The following is a 16,241-nucleotide window of genomic DNA, read 5'->3' on the forward strand; positions in this document are numbered from 1 at the left end:
GAACTCGCCGCAACCGACAACGAACGCTGGTCGGCGCTGCAACTGATGCGCGAGGCGATGAAGCGCGGCGAGGCGGACGCAGCCATCCGACTGGCCGAAATCCTGTTGCGCGACACGCCCGCAGACACCCGCGCCGAGGCCTGGGAGTTGCTGTCGCCGCTGGCCGTTCAGGGATCGGGCGACGCGATCAACCTGATGCTGCATTACGCAAACCCAGAGGACCCCGAGGGCACGCTCGGCGAGGCGGAGCTCTTTGCCCGCTTTGCCGATGTGATCGACGCGCGCGGGGATTTCCAGGCGCTGGCCTTCGCCCTGCCCCGGGTCGAACCATCGAAACAGCAGGACTATATCCACCGGATGAAGTCCGTGATGACCTGCGATTTCAAATCCTCCGTCCGGTTCAGCGAGGCGCTGTCCCGCATCGGCCGGCGGGAGGAAGCGCGCCAATGGCTCGATATCGCCTCGAACCTCGCGGACGACACGCCCTGGAAGCTGGTGAAGATGGGGGACAGCTACCGCGATTCCGTCGGCGCGGCGGCGAGCGCGGAGATGATGTCGAACTACACCCGCGCCTGGGAGTCCGGCTCCTCGGTGGCCCGCTACCGGCTGATCGACCGATACACCACGCCGAGCCATGCCGAGTACGACCCGGAGGCTGCGGCGGAGATGTTTCTGGATGCCTTCGCGACGCTCGAAGACGAGCGCCTGGCCTCGGTCCTCGGCCGCCTGCGCGGCAGCACCGAGGAGGTACAGGCAGCCGTCGCCCGCCATGTCGACCTGATCGCCCCATACGCGCGCGCCGCCGCCAGCGGCGATGTCGCCGCGATGCGCGAGTATGGTTACTTCCTCCGTGACCGGGCGAGCGGGCCGCAAGACATGCAGGTCGCGATCTCCTGGATCGAGAAGGCCGCCGAGGGCGGCGATGCCTCCGCGATGTTCGAACTGTCGCGCGCCTATGCCTTCGGCATCGGGGTTCCCGCGGATGCGGACGATGCCGCCAACTGGTTGCGTCTGGCCGCGGTTGCGGGTCATGGAAAGGCCGCGGACCTTGCCGCACAGGCCAACCTACTGACCACCAACCAGCAGAGGCTCCAATGACCCGACACCTTGCCGCCATCCTCGGCCTTGGCATCGCAACCTTCGCCGGTCAGGCTCCCGCCGCGGCCGCGGAGACCTGCCGGGTGCAGGCGGAGCCGGTGGTCAGCCTGGGCTTTGCCAGCCGCTACAAGGCCGACAGCGAGTCCAGATCCGACATCGATCCGGAGGGCGACGCCGAGGTGACGGCGGCCCTGAAGCCGGTGGACGACTTCATCCGGGACCTCTCCACCGAGGCGAACCAGGTCGTCCTGCGCCCGGACAGCGTGGAACGCGCCGATTGCCTTGTCGCCGAACTGCGGCGATGGGCGGATGCGGGCGCCCTGGGCGACCTTCAGACCTTCACGGCGCAGATTTCTGCCGGCGGGCGGTTTGCGGGGATCTCGCTGGCCTACCTCCAGGTCCGCAACCTCGCCTCCCGGCCGGGAGACATCGCCGCCGTGGACCTATGGCTGCAGGAGGCTGCACGAGAGGAACTGCGCTTCTGGGCCGAAGACGCCACCCCCGGCGCGCAGAAGGGCAACCTGCGGGCCTGGTCCTCGCTCGGCGTGATCTCCACCGGGATCGCGACGGGCGATACGGAGCTCGTCGGCCAGGCCGCCAACGTCGTCGAGATGCTCCTGTGCACCGCCGAACCCGACGGCGGCCTGCCACAGGAGATGCGGCGCGGGAAATACGCCCTGCACTACCAGCTGCACGCGATCACGCCGCTCGTCCTGTCCGCGGCCCTGCTGCAAACCCGGGACATCGACCTGAGCGGCAGTTGCGACGCGGCGCTGCAAAGGATCGTCGATTTCGCCGTGTCCGATCTCGAGACCGGCGCGAAGTCGGAGGCCTATTCCGGCAAGCGGCAGAGCTACTTCGACGGCACGGAGACCCTTCGGCCGCACGAACTCGCCTGGGCGGACTACTACCTCGCGATGTTCGACAATGCGGACCTGGAGCGCCTCGTGGCGCCGATGCGGCCGCTCAAGAATTCCAAACTCGGCGGCAATCAGGACATCGTGCGCGAGCACCTGCTGCCGGGCCTTGAGGACCCGACCGCTACGGAAGGTTGATGTCACTGGCCGACACGAACAGCTCGGGTATCTGGGCCGGCGATGCGTTGCGTTGATCCAGCCGTTCCAGGTTGACGATCATGCTGAGCATGATGCGGTCGTGGCTCCATCCCGTCGGGCTCCGCAACAGCACGGCCCCAAGAACGAGACACAGGCACAACAGTAGCCCGATACCCTTCCAGGCGTGCTGCCCCAGCGGCGACGGCGTGTGCCCGGTCAGGGCGACAATCCGGCGACCGAGCTGGCTGTCCAGCGCCGACCCGCGGGATGTTTCGACGAACCCCACGGCAGGCCCGACCGGGACAAAGACCGCCCGGCCGACGCGCGCGCGGTTGGACGCCCGGATCAGGCTGCGGCAATACCCGCCGAGCACTACCGGGCGGCGCAGCACCACGGCCTGGTCACAAGCCATTTCCCGAAGTTCCCGCATCTGCCGGCTGCACAGGTGGAACGCGGGGTTGCAGAAGAAGAACGGCCGGAGTGCCTCGACCGCGAATTCGTGCAGAAGGTCGAACTGGCGCAGATGCTGGAATTCGTGCGACAGCGTGAAATGCAGGTCGCGCTCATGTGCCAGCGCGTTCGCCGAGAGGACAACGTAGCGGCGGCGCAGCCCGCAGGTCGAGAACGGCACCGTGGTCTCGTCCGAGATCAGCAGCTCCAGGCGCCCGAAACGACGCCAGGGATGGGCGCGCCGCAACACCTGGCGGAGCCGCAGGGCAGCCAGGCCGAGGCGCAGCACCGACACCGCGAGGCCGAGCGCCAGAAGCACCAGCAACGCCTGCGCCCAGAACGCGCTCTGGTGAAGGAAGGCGTCGGTGAGCTGCGTCCTGAGACCGAGCAGGAACTCGAAGCGCGACGCACTCATCTCCAGGTTGCCGTTCAGGTACTGGGCCAGGAGAATGTCCGAGAAATTGAGCTGCGCGGGGGCCGGCGTGGAGGCCAGACGGGCGATGAATGGCGCCACGATGACCGCGATGAAGATCCATTCCATCGCGCGGGCCTGCCCCATCAGCGCCTGGCCGAACCGACCGTGGGCGAAGATCCGGCGCATGGGCAACCAGACCGCCACCAGGGCGAGGAGCAGGATGTTCGCGTCTATCCACGCGTTCAGGATGTCTTCAATCGCCATCCCCGAGCCTTCTGTTCACCAGGTTGCGGATTTCTTCCAGGGACTCATCCGATAGCGTATCATCATCCACCAATCTGGCAACAAGCGCGGATGGGGTCGCGTCGAAGAGCTTGTTGGACAGGTTCTGCAGCGTCTGCTTCTGATAGGCGGCCTTCGGCACGGCCGGGCGGTAGACGAGCGAACGATCCACCTTGGTCGACGTGAGAAAGCCCTTCCTGTCGAGGATCTTGAGGATCGTCGCGACAGAGGTGTACGCCCGCTCGGTCTCGCGATTGAGCGCCACGTGGATGTCCCGCACCGTACCGCCGCCGATGTCCCAGACAACGTTCATGAATTCCAGTTCGACCTCTGTGAGCGTGCCGCTGTCCTGTTGTTTTCGCATAGGGTCTCCAAATGCTGGCGGCCCTGGGGGAGGCTGGGTCGCCGAAATCCTGTCTCCGATCTTTGCCTAGACCTTCCAGAAACAGAAGACCGCCCAGGCAAAGGCGACGGCAAGCGGCCCCCAGAGTGGCATTCCGAACAGCCCCAACCCGGCGAGAAGGATGTAGATCGATCCCAGGATCGTCATGAACAGGCGATCCCCCCGGGTGGTGGTGAGCCCGAAGACGCCCCGGCGCTCGTCTCCGCCGGGATGGCGAAGCTCAATCAGGGTCAGGATGCCCATGGCCGAGAAGATCCCGATGAAGAACAGGGCGGTCGGCAAGGTCCATGCCATCCAGCTCATGGTCAAACCCTCCCCATCGCGAAGCCCTTCGCGATGTAGTTTCGAACGAAATAGATCACGATGGCGCCGGGGATGATGGTCAGCGTTCCGGCAGCGGCCAGGAGGCCGAGTTCATATCCCGCCGAGGAGGCGGTCCGTGTCATCGTGGCGGCGATCGGCTTGGCCTCGACGGCGGTCAGCGTCTTGGCGAGCAGCAGTTCAACCCAGGAGAACATGAAGCAGAAGAACGCAGCCACGCCGACGCCGGCCTTGATCGACGGGATGAAGATCGTGGTGAAGAAGCGCGGGAAGGAATAGCCGTCGACGAAGGCCGTCTCGTCCAGTTCCTTGGGCACGCTCGACATGAAGCCTTCGAGGATCCAGACCGCCAGCGGGATGTTGAACAGGCAATGCGCCAGCGCCACCGCGATATGGGTGTCGAAGAATCCGACGGCCGAATAGAGCTGGAAGAACGGCAGCGCGAAGACCGCGGCCGGGGCCATCCGGTTGGTCAGCAGCCAGAAGAAGAGGTGCTTGTCGCCGAGGAACCGGTACCGCGAGAAGGCATAGGCCGCCGGAAGCGCCACCGTCACCGAGAGCACCGTGTTGATCGAGACGTAGATGATGGAGTTGATGTAGCCCCAGTACCAGGTCGGATCGGTGAAGATGGTGATGTAGTTGTCCCAGGTGAAGGTCTGTGGAAAGAGCGAGAAGCCCGCGAGGATCTCGTTCGTCGTCTTGAAGCTCATCGCCACCAGCCAGTAGATCGGCAGCATCAGGAACAGGATGTAGACGATGGGTACGATGGACCGTTTCTGCATGCTTCCGCCCTCAGTTCAGGTCGTCCTTGGTCATCAGCGTGTAGAAGAGCCAGCTGACGCCAAGAGTGATTGCGAAGTAGATCAGGGACATGGCTGCTGCCGGCCCGAGGTCGAACTGCCCGAGCGCCATCTTCACCAGGTCGATGGACAGGAGCGTGGTGGAGTTGCCGGGGCCGCCGCCGGTGAGAACGAAGGGCTCGGTGTAGATGTTGAAGCTGTCCATGAAGCGCAGAAGGATCGCGATGGTCAGCACCGTCTTCATCTTGGGCAGCTGGATGAACCGGAACACGGCCCAGTTGGATGCGCCGTCGATCTTGGCCGCCTGGTAATAGGCGTCGGGGATCGAGACGAGACCGGCATAGGCCAGGAGCACGACGAGCGAGGTCCAGTGCCAGACATCCATCGTGACGATGGTGATCCAGGCCGCGAGCGGATCCTGCGTCATGTCGTAGTTGATGCCGAGCGTGTGGTTCAGGAAATACCCCAGCAGGCCGATATCCGGCAGCGTGAAGATGTTCCACATCGCGCCGACCACGTTCCACGGGATCAGCATCGGCAGGGCCATCAGCACCAGGCAGACCGGCACCCAGAACCCCTGTCGTGGCATCGAGAGCGCGATGGCGATGCCCAGAGGCACCTCGATGACAAGGATCAGCCCGGTAAAGAGGAACTGCCGGCCGAGGGCGGCGTGGAACCGCTCGGACGTGAGGATCTGCTCGTACCAGTCCAGCCCCTGCCAGAAGAACAGGTTGTCGCCGAAGGTCTCCTGCACCGAGTAGTTGACCACCGTCATCATCGGGATCAGCGCGTTGAAGGCCACCAGCACAAGCACCGGCAGCACGAGGAACCATGCGCGTTGGTTTTCGGTTTTCATTGCGCCGCCTCCCCCGCGGTGGTCGCCAGCCAGCCGTCGCGATAGAGCCGCGTACGGTCCGGGCGGAAATTCAGGTGCACCGTCTCGCCCGTTTCGGGCGCGTTTTCCTTTATGATGGCGGCGACGCGGTCCTCCCCGACCTGCGTTTCCACGACGATGTGGCGACCGACGTCGGAGACCTTGCGCACCACGGCCTCGACGCCGCTCTCCGCAAGGCTCACGAATTCCGGCCGCACGCCGATCTCTGTCCGCTTGCCCTCGCCAGGCACGATATCCCCCTCGAGCGGGATCTGCTGGCCCTGGAACAGCGCGGCGCCGTCCCGTGTCTCGCAGGGCAGGATGTTCATGCCCGGCGACCCGATGAAGTGACCGACGAAGGTATGGGCCGGCCTTTCGAAAAGATCGACCGGCGTGCCGATCTGCACGATCTCGCCATCCTGCATCACCACGACCTGGTCGGCGAAGGTCAGCGCCTCGGTCTGGTCATGGGTGACGTAGATCATCGTGGCACGGACCCGCTGGTGCAGCTCCTTGAGCTTGGAGCGCAGCTTCCACTTCAGATGCGGGTCGATCACGGTGAGCGGCTCGTCGAACATCACCACGTTGACGTCCTCTCGCACCAGCCCGCGGCCCATGGAGACCTTCTGCTTGTTATCGGGCGACAGCGCCGCGGCCTTGCGGTCGAGGATGTCGGTAACCTCGAGCATCTCCGCGATCTCGGCCACGCGGCGCGCAACGGTGGCCTCGTCCACGCCGCGATTGCGCAGCGGGAAGGCGAGATTGTCGCGCACGCTCATCGTGTCGTAGATCACCGGGAACTGGAACACCTGCGCGATGTTGCGCTGCGTCGGCGCCAGCTCGGTCACGTCCCGGTCGTCGAACAGGATGCGGCCTTCCGAGGGCACCAGCAGACCGGAAATGATGTTCAGCAGGGTCGACTTTCCGCACCCCGACGGGCCCAGCAGCGCGTAGGCGCCGCCATCCGTCCAGTCGAGGTCGATCATCTTGAGCGCGTAATCCTCCGGCCCTTGCGGGTCGGGGTAGTAGCTGTGACGAAGCTTGGACAGTGTGATCTTTGCCATGTCGCCCTCACGCCACCCGGTTGCCGTCGGAGCCGAAGTAGTGGCAGTGCGACGGCTCCATGAAGAACTCGTGCTCCTCGCCAACCCGGAACGGGAACACGCCAGAAGAAAGAGACACCCAGTTGTCGTCGCCGAACCTGAAATGCGCGCTGCTTTCGGAGCCGCTCAGTTCCGTCACCAGCACCCGTCCGGTCAGCCGGACGCTGGCGCTTTCGGAGCGGCGCGGCAGGACGCGGTTCGGGCGGATCGCGACCGTGTAGGGCCCATCAGGCAATTGCGCCGCGTCGCCTGACAGGTGCCAACGCGCCTGATCTCCCAGCACGGCCTCGGAGCCCTGCTTGGTGATCTGGCCGAGGTTGATCGGCGGGTCGGAAAAGACACCGGCGGCGATGATATTGGCCGGCTTGCGGTAAATCTCGGCGGTCGGGCCGAACTGGGTGACGCGACCGTCATACATCAACGCGGTCTTCCCGCCGAGCAGGAGCGCCTCTTCGGGCTCGGAGGTGGCATAGACCACCACCGCGCCCCGACCGGCAAACAGCTCCGGCAACTGGTCGCGCAGTTCTTCGCGCAGCTTGTAGTCGAGGTTGGCCAGCGGCTCGTCCAGAAAGACGGCGCGGCTCTCCTTGGCGATCGCGCGGGCCAGCGCGGTGCGCTGCTGCTGACCGCCGGACAATTCATGCGGGCGACGGTGGAGCATCGGGCGGAGCTGGAGGATATCGGCGGCCTCCTCGACGCGGCCCTGGATCTCCGACTTCGCCATGCCGGCCACCTTGAGCGGCGAGGCGATGTTCTCGAACACCGTCATGTGCGGGTAGTTGATGAAGAACTGATGCACGAGGCTGATGTTGCGCTTCTGCGTGCTGAGCTTCGAAACGTCCTCGCCATCCATCAGGATCTGTCCGGACGCCAGCGGGTCCAGTCCGGCCATCAGCTTGATCAACGAGGTCTTGCCCGCGCCCGTCTCGCCAAGCAGGACGTTGAAATGCCCGGTTTCCAGCGTCAGGCTCGTCTCCTTGATGTGGAGATTGGCTCCGACGCGCTTGGTCACGTTTCTGAGTTCGAGTGTCATGTTCTCCGTGCCCGTCTTGCGTCGAGGCCGCGCCGGCGCGGCGCAGGAATTGAAGAGGATGGGGATGACCGCCCGCCGCGAAGGCGGGCGGTCGGGGAAGGCTCGGGCCGGATCATGCGCCGGCCCGAGCGACAGTCAGCCTATTGAGCGGCCCAGCGGGCGACCAGCTCGTCGTAGTTGACGGTCTCGCCCTGCGGCTTCTCGTTCTCGAGCTTGGGCTTCGGCGCGCCCGGCTGCGAGAGCCAGTACTCCGCATCCTGCTCCTCGTTGAGCCGCGGACCGCAGCCGCCATAGACGTTGGCCTGCTCGTCTGCAGCCTGCATCCGGGCCATGACCTGGTCCATCTCGCTGGCAAGACGATCCATCGCTTCCTGCGGGGTGAAGGCGCCGGAGTTCACGTCGCCGATCTGCTGCCACCAGAGCTGCGCGAGCTTCGGGTAATCAGGCACGTTGATGCCCGTGGGCGACCATGCCACGCGGTCCGGCGAGCGGTAGAACTCGACCAGGCCACCCAGCTTCGGCGCACGCTCGGAGAAGGACTCGTGGTTCACCGTGCTGTCGCGGATGAAGGTCAGTCCTACGTGCGACTTCTTGGTGTCGACGGTCTTGGAGACGACGAACTGGGCATAGAGCCAGGCCGCCTTGGCACGATCTTCGGGGGTGGACTTGAGAATCGTCCAGGATCCCACGTCCTGGTAGCCGACCTTCTGGCCCTCTTCCCAATAGGGGCCATGCGGGCTCGGTGCCATTCTCCACAACGGGTTGCCGTCGTCATCGACGGTGTTGTTGCCTTCGGATTTCGGCTTCACCATGTCCGCGGTAAAGGCGGTGTACCAGAAGATCTGCTGGGCCACGTTGCCCTGGCTGAGTGCCGGCAGCGACTGGTAGAAGTCGTAGGATGCCGCGCCCGGCGGGGCGTAGTTGCGGAGCCACTCGTCCCACTTGCGGATCGCGTAGACCGCGGCGGGCCCGTTCGTTGCGCCGCCACGCGTGACAGAGGCGCCGACCGGGTTACAGGTGCCCGCTTCCATGCGGATACCCCATTCATCCACGGGGATACCGTTGGGTTCGCCCTTGTCGCCGGCACCGGCCATCGACAGCCAGGCATCGGTCATCCGCCAGCCGAGGTCGGGCGCACGCTTGCCGTAATCCATGTGACCATAGATCGTGGTGCCGTCGATTTCCTTGACGTCCTCCGAGAAGAACTGCGCGATGTCCTCGTAGGCGGACCAGTTCACCGGCACGCCGAGATCGTAACCGTACTTTTCCTTGAAGGCGGCCTGCAGGTCCTCGCGGTCGAACCAGTCCTTGCGGAACCAGTAGAGGTTCGCGAATTGCTGGTCAGGCAGCTGGTAGAGGTCGCCATCCGGGCCGGTGGTGAACTGGATTCCCATGAAGTCTTCCAGATCCAGGCCGGGGTTGGTCACATCGGCGCCCGCGCCAGCCATCCAGTCGGACAGGTTGTAGGCGAGCTGCAGGCGGGAGTGCGTGCCGATCAGGTCGGAATCGTTGACATAGGCGTCGTACAGGTTCCGCTTCGTCTGCATCTGGGTCTGCACCGCCTGGACGACCTCTCCTTCGCCCAGGATCTGATGGTTCACCTTGATGCCGGTGATTTCCTCGAAGGCCTTGGTCAGCACTTCGGATTCATAGGAATGGGTCGGAATGCCTTCCGACAGGACGTTGATCTCCATTCCGCTGAAGGGCTCCGCCGCGGCGATGAACCACTTCATCTCCTCGAGCTGCTCCTCCTTGCTGAGTACGGACGGCTGGAATTCTTCATCGATCCATTTCTGTGCCGCCGCCTCATCGGCATGCGCCGATTGCACGGCCAAAATGGCCGGGAGCGCTACCGCTCCCAACAGATATTTGCGCATCCTGGTCTCCTCCCTGATGAACGCGTTTCCGGTCGTTGCCGGTGCACAAATCATGCTCATACGAACATGTGAGTTGTCAAACTAAAATCTTAGTATGATGGCGAGCGGCGATTAATTTATTGTTTTAAGTATATATTTTTACAAATCCCCTTATTCGGTTGACCTCATTCGAACTTGAAGTGAAAACTTCCAGTCGGCCGAATAGACGAAGTGATCGTCTCGAAGACTCGGAGAGGACCCATGTCCGGCAACGACAGGCTGCAAGCGATCATCGATCTCCTTAGAGCGGAGAACTCCGTCGAGACCGAAGATCTCGCGCGCCGATTCGAGGTGACTCCACAAACCATCCGCCGCGACCTGGCAGCCCTGGTGGAACGGGGCCTGGCCGTCCGGACGCATGGCGGCGCCCGCCGCATGGCATCCACCTCGACGATCGCCTACGAGGATCGCCGGCTGAAACGCGCCCGAGAGAAAGAGGCCATTGGCCGGGTGGTCGCCGACATGATCCCCGACGGCTGCTCGATCATGCTCAACATCGGCTCCACCACCGAACAGGTCGCGCAGGCACTCAGCGACCATCAGGGCCTTGTGGTCATCACCAACAATATCAACGTGGTCCACATCCTGCGAATGTCCCGGATCGCATCGCTCAAGATCGCGGGCGGCTCGGTCCGCCCTTCGGATGGCGCGATCATCGGCGGCGATGCCGTGGCCTTCATGGACAAGCACAAGGCGGACTTCGCGGTGATCGGTTGTTCGTCGCTGGACCCCGACGGCGCCATACTGGATTTCGACGACCGGGAGGTTTCCGTCGCGCGCGCGATCCTCCGCAATGCCCGCAAGAAGATCCTGGTCGCCGACCGATCCAAGTTCGACGTCGACGCATCGGTCCGGATTTGCAGCCTCGACGAACTCGACATCGTGGTTACGGACGGCCCGCCCCCCGAGAGCTTCCTGCAGGCAGCACAAGCCTGCGGCACGGAGGTGATCTGCGCGACCGGCCCCACGTAGCCCCGGTGGAGGGCAGGAGCACCGAGATCGCGCTTTCGATCGAGGGCCGCAAATGCCTCCCTCCTGCCAGGACCAGATCTGGCCTGGCATTTCCGCCAGCCCGGATCAACCGACGAGAGCCAGCCAGACCGGCAGCGTGAGGCATCCCAGCAGCGTAGACTGGGCGATCATCGTCGCAACGATTGTTCTGTCCGCGCCGAAGACCGAGGCGAGCACATGCGCCGCCGAGGCCGTGGGCAGTGCGGCAAACACCACCAGCGTCGCCCCTTGCGAGGCGGGCAACCCCAGCAAGAACGCCGCAACCAGCGTGACGGCAGGCAAGGCCAGCAGCTTGATCCCGTTGAGCGCCGCCAGGAAGACATCCATTCGCGCCAACGCCCGAGCATCAAGGGAGGCACCGATGGAGAGCAGGACGACCGGAATCGCGGCCTCTGCCAGCCGGTGCGGGACCTCCATCACCGGAGCCGGCACCGTCAGCCCGCTGGAGGACACCAAGAGCCCCGCAACGCTCGCCAGGAAGAACGGGTTGGTAACCACCTGCGCCACTGTCTGCCGGAATGTGAGGGCGTTGCCGCGCGACAGGGCGCTGATCGCCATGATGTTGGCAAGGGGCACCGCTGCTCCGATGGCGACCGCCATCATCGAGCGGACATCCGGTGCAAGCGCGCTGGCCGCAACAAACGCGATTGCCGAATTGAAGCGCCAGGAGGTCTGCCAGAGGCCGGCGAAATCCAGGAAACGTTCCGGTCCGAGCGGCCGGACCAACCAGGCGAGGCCACAGCCCAACCCCATGATCAGCCAGACCCCGAGCCCGATGACCGTCAGGTCGCCGTAGGTGAATCTCGCACTGCTGGCCGCCGAGAAGATGAGCGCCGGAAAAAGCACACGGAAGTTCAGCGCATCCACCGCCTTCCAGCCAGCCTCGCCCAGCCCCGGCGCGCGTTTCAGCATGGCGCCGATCAGGATCAGCCCGAGATCCGGCAGCAGGGAAATGAAGACATTCATCAGCTTTCAGCCCGCTCCATGGCGCCGACCAGACGTTGGGCCGCCTCGCGGATTCGTTCTTCGGAGAGCCCGGCAAAGCAGAGCCTCACTCGGTCATCCAGCCCGGCGCCACGACCCGGCAAGGCAAAGGCGCGCCCGGGGGCGATCAGGACATTGGCAGCCACGGCGCGCTCGAACAACGCGTCCGCCCCCTGCCCTTCGGGCAATCGGGGAAAAAGGAACATGCCCCCACCGGTGTTCGGCACGTCAAAGCCAGCCAGGTGAAGAACGCTCGCCAAGGCCGTCTTGCGTGCAGCGTAGAGCGCGCGCACCCGCTCCAGATGCGCCTCCACCCGGCCGGAGCGGAGATAATGCACGGCCACCCTCTGCGCAAAGGAGTTGGGCTGGAGATCTGTCGCCTGGCGCAGCTCCTGCATCGCCTGCGCCAGAGGGGCCGGAGCGATGGCCCACCCCAGGCGCAACCCGGGCGCAACGAACTTCGACAGGCTCCCCGCATGGACCACCACCACGCCGGGGACCTTCCTGGACAGTTCGGCGAGGCTGGACGGCGGCGGCGCGTCGAGATGGATCATCCGGTAGGGATCATCCTCCACCACCGGCACGCCGGCCGCGGCGCACAGCTCAAGCATTCGCAAGCGCTGCCTGCGGCTCCAGCTCTCGCCGGTCGGGTTGGAGAAGGTCGGCAGAGCATAGATCGCGCGGATATGCCCCTCCGCAAGGGTACCCGCGAGGCCGGCAAGATCCTGGTCCCCCGCCGCGACGCTGTAGCCCAAGGGGTGGATCCCCGCCGCGGCGCAGAGCGACAGGATCGCGGGGTAGATCGGTTCGGGAAGCAAGACCCGGCTGCCGGGCGGCGCCAGCGCCCTGAGGGCCAGGTCCACGGCCTGCTGCGCACCGGAGGTTACGAGGAGCCTGTGCCCCTTCGGGACGGGAGCGGAAAGCCCGGCCAGCGCTTCGATCAGGTCCGGATCGCCACCAGCGGGGCCGTAGCTCCAGGCGTTGGCCTCGGAGGCGGCCGCGGCTGCGGCGGCCTCGAGCCCCGGCACGTCGTAGGCATCGCGGGATGGATGGCCGCTGGCAAGGTTCAGCATGCCGGGCCGGCCCGCATAGGGAAACAGCGCACGGAGCGGGTTCTCGGGAATCGAGGTCACGAGCGGAGAGAGGTGCATCTTGAAGACTTCCGTGGGAGTGCAGGAGGAGGCGCCAATCCGCGCCGCTCAGGGCGTGTTGCGGCGATCCTTGAGCTCCTGCCCCTCCTGCAGCGGCGGTTCGAAGGCCAGGTTCTCGCCGAAATGGACCACGCGGCCGGCTTGCGCCATCACGAAATCGCGGCTGAACCGATAGGTGCCACTCTCCGTTCGGATCGGATCAGCATGAGCCTGCACCCAGTCGTCGCACGGCAGCATGGTCGAGGCGCGGGCAGTCAGGTTCCAGATGCCGTAGTGATGCGGCACGATGACCTTTGCCTTGAGCCTTTCGGCCACCTCGTCCGACTGGGCATCGCTGAGCACATGCTGGGAGCCGTCGACGGGCAGCAGGAGCACGTCGACCTCGCCCATGGCGTCCCAGACGTGCTGCGGCGCATCGGGGCGGTTGTCGCCCCAGTGCAGGATCTTCATTCCGGCCACCTCCAGCAGGAGGATGCAATTGTCGTAGGAGCGCCAGTTCGTCTCCGGATCGGTTCGGACCGGCGTCAGGCGGCGAGTCATCTCCGCCCAGTTGTAGGCATTGTGAGTGCTGTCGCTGACATGCTTGTCCGCAATGCCGGTGATCCTGACATCGGCGAACTCGTAGGTGCCGATCAACCGGTCGAGCACCACCGAGGCGCTGACCATGTGGACAGCGTCATGATCGAAATGGGCATGGGTGGACAGGACGATATCCACGCATTCACGCGGGAAATCATAATGGTACCAGTCCCAGTTTCCGGTCGGCAGGTTGCGCCAGGGGTCTATCATCAGCGTCAGGCCGGAGGGCGCCGTGATCCTGAACGCGGACCCGCCGAAATAGGCCAGTTCGAAACTGCTGTCCTCGCCGCTGTCCGGCGTCAGCACCGGAGCCGCGCCCGATTGCACGTCGATCATCCTGTTGTGGTTTTCCGGCTGCCGCCAGGCCCACATGCCCTCGTTCATCCTGCTCTCGGTCATCTGCGTGGTCACGGGTCTCGAACCTCCCTCGTTTCAGTCGCAGGCGCGCCACATCACGCGGCGCGCCCGTCAGGAGTTGTTATGGTTACTGGGTGGCGTCGCTGGTCGTGGTCAGGATGATCTCATCCTCGCCGCCCTTGACTTCGTAGAGCGCGAAGTCGCGGCTCTTGAGCATGCCGTTCTCCTGGAAGTCGACCGAGGAGCTGGCGCCGTCATAGTTCATCGCCGTGCCCGCTTCGATCATCGCCTTGCCTTCCGCGAAGGTCGTTACCCGTTCGCCGGGGCCGTTGGCGATCTTCCGGATCGCATCGGCGACCGCGAACGAATCCGTGCTCTTCGCGGCTTCCATACCCAACAGGCAGAGGTTCATCTCGTCATAGGCCATGCAGCCGAAGGAGTTCTGAACCTGCCCGCTGGGCTCGATCCCCACGAGCCTCAGGTAGGTCTCGTAGCTGTCCTTGCCGATCGGCGGAACGGGCGAGCCGTGCAGGATCCCGTTCGCGGCGTCGCCGACGGCCTCCTTGAAGGCCGGGCCGACAGCGAAAGACAAAGTGATGATCTGCCCCGTGAAGCCACCGCGGATCAGTTCGCGGTAAACCGGCACGAAATCGGTGACATACCCCGCCACGAAGATCGCCGGAGGGTTCATGCGGATCAGATGCTCGGCCTCGGCGCGGTAGGAGGCCTGTCCGGGGTTGTAGTAGAACGGCTCGCCCACGATCGACCCGCCGAGCTTTTCCAGCGAGGCGGCGAAGGATTCCCCCATCGAGGCCGCGAAGTCGTTCTTTGGTCCGGCAAAGGCGACCTCGGTGAAGCCACGCTGCACCGCAAGATCGGCCAGTGCCACGGCCCAGGCCTTGTTGAGAGGCTGGAGGTTGAAGATCAGCCCCTTGGTGTCGCCGTCGGGCAGGTAATCGGAAGATCCGGAGAAGACCTGCAGCACGTTGGCCTCCTGACAGAGTGGCATGATGCCAAGCGAGACCGACGAGGCCCATGTACCGAGGATGGCCGACACCTTGTCGGCGTCGATCAGCTTGCGGGCGGCGCGCACGGCGGCCTCCGGGTTGGTCTCGCTGTCCTCGGAGATCAGTTGCACCTCGCGGCCCATGACGCCGCCCTGGGCGTTGACCTGCGCCACGACGGCGCGGTGCGCATCGCTCTTCTCGGGCCCGTAGGGGCCACCGCCACCGGTCAGCGGCGTCATGCTGCCGATCACGATGGGCGCCGATTGTGCGAGGCCCGCGCGCAGGTAGGCCGGCGCCGCCAGGGTCACGGCCGCCGAGGAGATGAACAATCTGCGGGAGAGTTTCATTTCAGTATCCTTCTGTTGGATCGGAAGAGCGCGGTCATGCAGAGGGAGGGGCATGCGGACGCGCGGGCAGGTGGCGCACCGGCTTCTGCGGCCGGTGTCGCCGGGAGGAACAGGCGGGGCCTGACGGCTCAGCCGGCGGCAGGCACCGGGTCAGGCCTGGAACGGGGGGCGATGCGCTCGGGCAGCAGCCCTTCGGGCCGGTAGCGCACGACCACGATCAGCAGGGTGCCGATGATGATGAAACGCAGCGCAGAGACCTGGGTGGGCGTCAGGAACTCCATCAGCGGCGCGAGGAACCGGGTGCCCTCGTAGATGGCCGTCACGACCAGCGCGCCCACGACCGCGCCCTTCATGTTGCCCGCGCCACCGACGATCAGCGACATCCAGACCAGCACGGCGACCTGCGTGGTGAAATTGTCCGGCGTGATCGTTTGCACGTAATGCGCGTAGAGCGAGCCAGCGAGCGCCATGGCGGCACTGCCGAGGACGAAGGCCTGCAGGCGATAGGCAAGAACGTTCTTGCCCAGCGTCGCCGGCACGAGGTCATCCTCCCGGATGGCCCGCAGCACCCGCCCGAACGGGGACCCGGCCAGCCGGTTCAGCACAACGAACACGATGATCGCCGCCAGCACGAAGACCCCGAGAATGAACCAGGCCGTGGCGCCACGGCCGAGCCCATCGATCACCGGACGGGTCATGATCAGGAAGCCGCGCGGCCCGCGGGTCAGCCAGTCCTCGTTGTTGAAGGCCAGGCGCATGGTCTCGGCGAACCCCAGCGTCACGATGGCCAGGAAGTCTCCGCTGAGCCGGATCGAGAGCAACGAGACCAACCCTCCGGCCAGGCCGCCAACGACGATCGCCGCCAGCATGCCCAGCAGGATCGGTTGACCGAGCGTTTCGGTCATGATGCCGCTGGTATAGGCGCCGACACCATAGAATCCGACGACCCCGAAGTTCATCAGGCCGGTCAGGCCGAACTGGATGTTGAGCGCCAGGGCAAGGATCACGTAGACCGCGGCGGTGGTGAGGATCGCTACAAGATAGGCGTCCATGAT

General features: G+C 65.0%; 16 protein-coding genes. 3 read left to right on the plus strand and 13 right to left on the minus strand.

What is annotated here, in order from left to right; genetic code table 11:
- Both CHB86_RS23350 and CHB86_RS23355 read left to right on the plus strand, forming a co-directional pair.
- On the plus strand, positions 1-1,098 hold a 1,098-nt coding region (locus tag CHB86_RS23350), incomplete at its 5' end, for a tetratricopeptide repeat protein (RefSeq protein ID WP_141134989.1).
- Complete coding sequence (locus CHB86_RS23355) at positions 1,095-2,153, plus strand: alginate lyase family protein (protein ID WP_089235530.1); 1,059 nt, start codon at positions 1,095-1,097, stop codon at positions 2,151-2,153. The genes CHB86_RS23350 and CHB86_RS23355, both read left to right, overlap by 4 nt.
- Here CHB86_RS23355 and CHB86_RS23360 read toward each other — a convergent pair.
- From CHB86_RS23360 to CHB86_RS23395, 8 genes are all read right to left on the minus strand, one after another.
- A complete protein-coding gene (locus CHB86_RS23360; protein ID WP_089235531.1) occupies positions 2,140-3,282 on the minus strand; it encodes a M56 family metallopeptidase in 1,143 nt (380 codons plus the stop codon). The two genes, CHB86_RS23355 and CHB86_RS23360, sit on opposite strands and share 14 nt — an antisense overlap.
- Positions 3,272-3,664: a BlaI/MecI/CopY family transcriptional regulator gene (locus CHB86_RS23365; protein ID WP_089235532.1), complete on the minus strand. Its 393-nt coding sequence runs from the start codon at positions 3,662-3,664 to the stop codon at positions 3,272-3,274. Before CHB86_RS23365 ends, CHB86_RS23360 begins: the two co-directional genes overlap by 11 nt.
- A gap of 66 nt (positions 3,665-3,730) precedes the next feature.
- A complete protein-coding gene (locus tag CHB86_RS23370; RefSeq protein WP_217898370.1) occupies positions 3,731-4,006 on the minus strand; it encodes a DUF2160 domain-containing protein in 276 nt (91 codons plus the stop codon).
- A gap of 2 nt (positions 4,007-4,008) precedes the next feature.
- Positions 4,009-4,806, minus strand: coding sequence for a carbohydrate ABC transporter permease (locus CHB86_RS23375; RefSeq protein ID WP_089235533.1), 798 nt, complete (start codon positions 4,804-4,806; stop codon positions 4,009-4,011).
- Positions 4,807-4,816: 10 nt separating this feature from the next.
- Positions 4,817-5,680 carry a carbohydrate ABC transporter permease gene (locus tag CHB86_RS23380; protein WP_089235534.1) on the minus strand — a complete coding sequence of 288 codons (864 nt, stop codon included), beginning with the start codon at positions 5,678-5,680 and terminating at the stop codon, positions 4,817-4,819.
- Positions 5,677-6,762, minus strand: coding sequence for an ABC transporter ATP-binding protein (locus CHB86_RS23385; RefSeq protein WP_089235535.1), 1,086 nt, complete (start codon positions 6,760-6,762; stop codon positions 5,677-5,679). The genes CHB86_RS23380 and CHB86_RS23385 overlap by 4 nt, the downstream gene beginning before the upstream one ends.
- A gap of 7 nt (positions 6,763-6,769) precedes the next feature.
- On the minus strand, positions 6,770-7,834 hold the full coding sequence (locus tag CHB86_RS23390; protein ID WP_089235536.1) for an ABC transporter ATP-binding protein: 1,065 nt from the start codon (positions 7,832-7,834) through the stop codon (positions 6,770-6,772).
- Between the two features lie 140 nt (positions 7,835-7,974).
- Positions 7,975-9,711, minus strand: coding sequence for an ABC transporter substrate-binding protein (locus CHB86_RS23395; RefSeq protein ID WP_089235537.1), 1,737 nt, complete (start codon positions 9,709-9,711; stop codon positions 7,975-7,977).
- Positions 9,712-9,951: 240 nt separating this feature from the next.
- On the opposite strand from CHB86_RS23395, the gene CHB86_RS23400 reads away from it, so the two are divergent.
- On the plus strand, positions 9,952-10,722 hold the full coding sequence (locus CHB86_RS23400) for a DeoR/GlpR family DNA-binding transcription regulator (protein ID WP_089235538.1): 771 nt from the start codon (positions 9,952-9,954) through the stop codon (positions 10,720-10,722).
- A 105-nt stretch (positions 10,723-10,827) separates the two neighbouring features.
- On the opposite strand, the gene CHB86_RS23405 is transcribed toward CHB86_RS23400, so the two are convergent.
- The 5 genes from CHB86_RS23405 to CHB86_RS23425 form a co-directional block, all read right to left on the minus strand.
- The gene (locus tag CHB86_RS23405) at positions 10,828-11,727 is read right to left on the minus strand and encodes an AEC family transporter (RefSeq protein ID WP_089235539.1); all 900 of its coding nucleotides are present in this window, start codon (positions 11,725-11,727) and stop codon (positions 10,828-10,830) included.
- Complete coding sequence (locus tag CHB86_RS23410; protein WP_089235540.1) at positions 11,727-12,896, minus strand: aminotransferase-like domain-containing protein; 1,170 nt, start codon at positions 12,894-12,896, stop codon at positions 11,727-11,729. Before CHB86_RS23410 ends, CHB86_RS23405 begins: the two co-directional genes overlap by 1 nt.
- Positions 12,897-12,944: 48 nt before the next feature.
- The gene (locus tag CHB86_RS23415; RefSeq protein ID WP_245838329.1) at positions 12,945-13,886 is read right to left on the minus strand and encodes an MBL fold metallo-hydrolase; all 942 of its coding nucleotides are present in this window, start codon (positions 13,884-13,886) and stop codon (positions 12,945-12,947) included.
- A gap of 73 nt (positions 13,887-13,959) precedes the next feature.
- Positions 13,960-15,186 (minus strand): ABC transporter substrate-binding protein, encoded by a 1,227-nt coding sequence (locus CHB86_RS23420; protein ID WP_089235541.1) that lies wholly within the window; start codon positions 15,184-15,186, stop codon positions 13,960-13,962.
- A gap of 128 nt (positions 15,187-15,314) precedes the next feature.
- Complete coding sequence (locus CHB86_RS23425) at positions 15,315-16,238, minus strand: branched-chain amino acid ABC transporter permease (protein WP_089235542.1); 924 nt, start codon at positions 16,236-16,238, stop codon at positions 15,315-15,317.
- Positions 16,239-16,241 lie beyond the last annotated feature (3 nt).

The sequence above is a fragment of the Tropicimonas sediminicola genome, assembly GCF_900188335.1.
Lineage (GTDB): Bacteria > Pseudomonadota > Alphaproteobacteria > Rhodobacterales > Rhodobacteraceae > Tropicimonas > Tropicimonas sediminicola.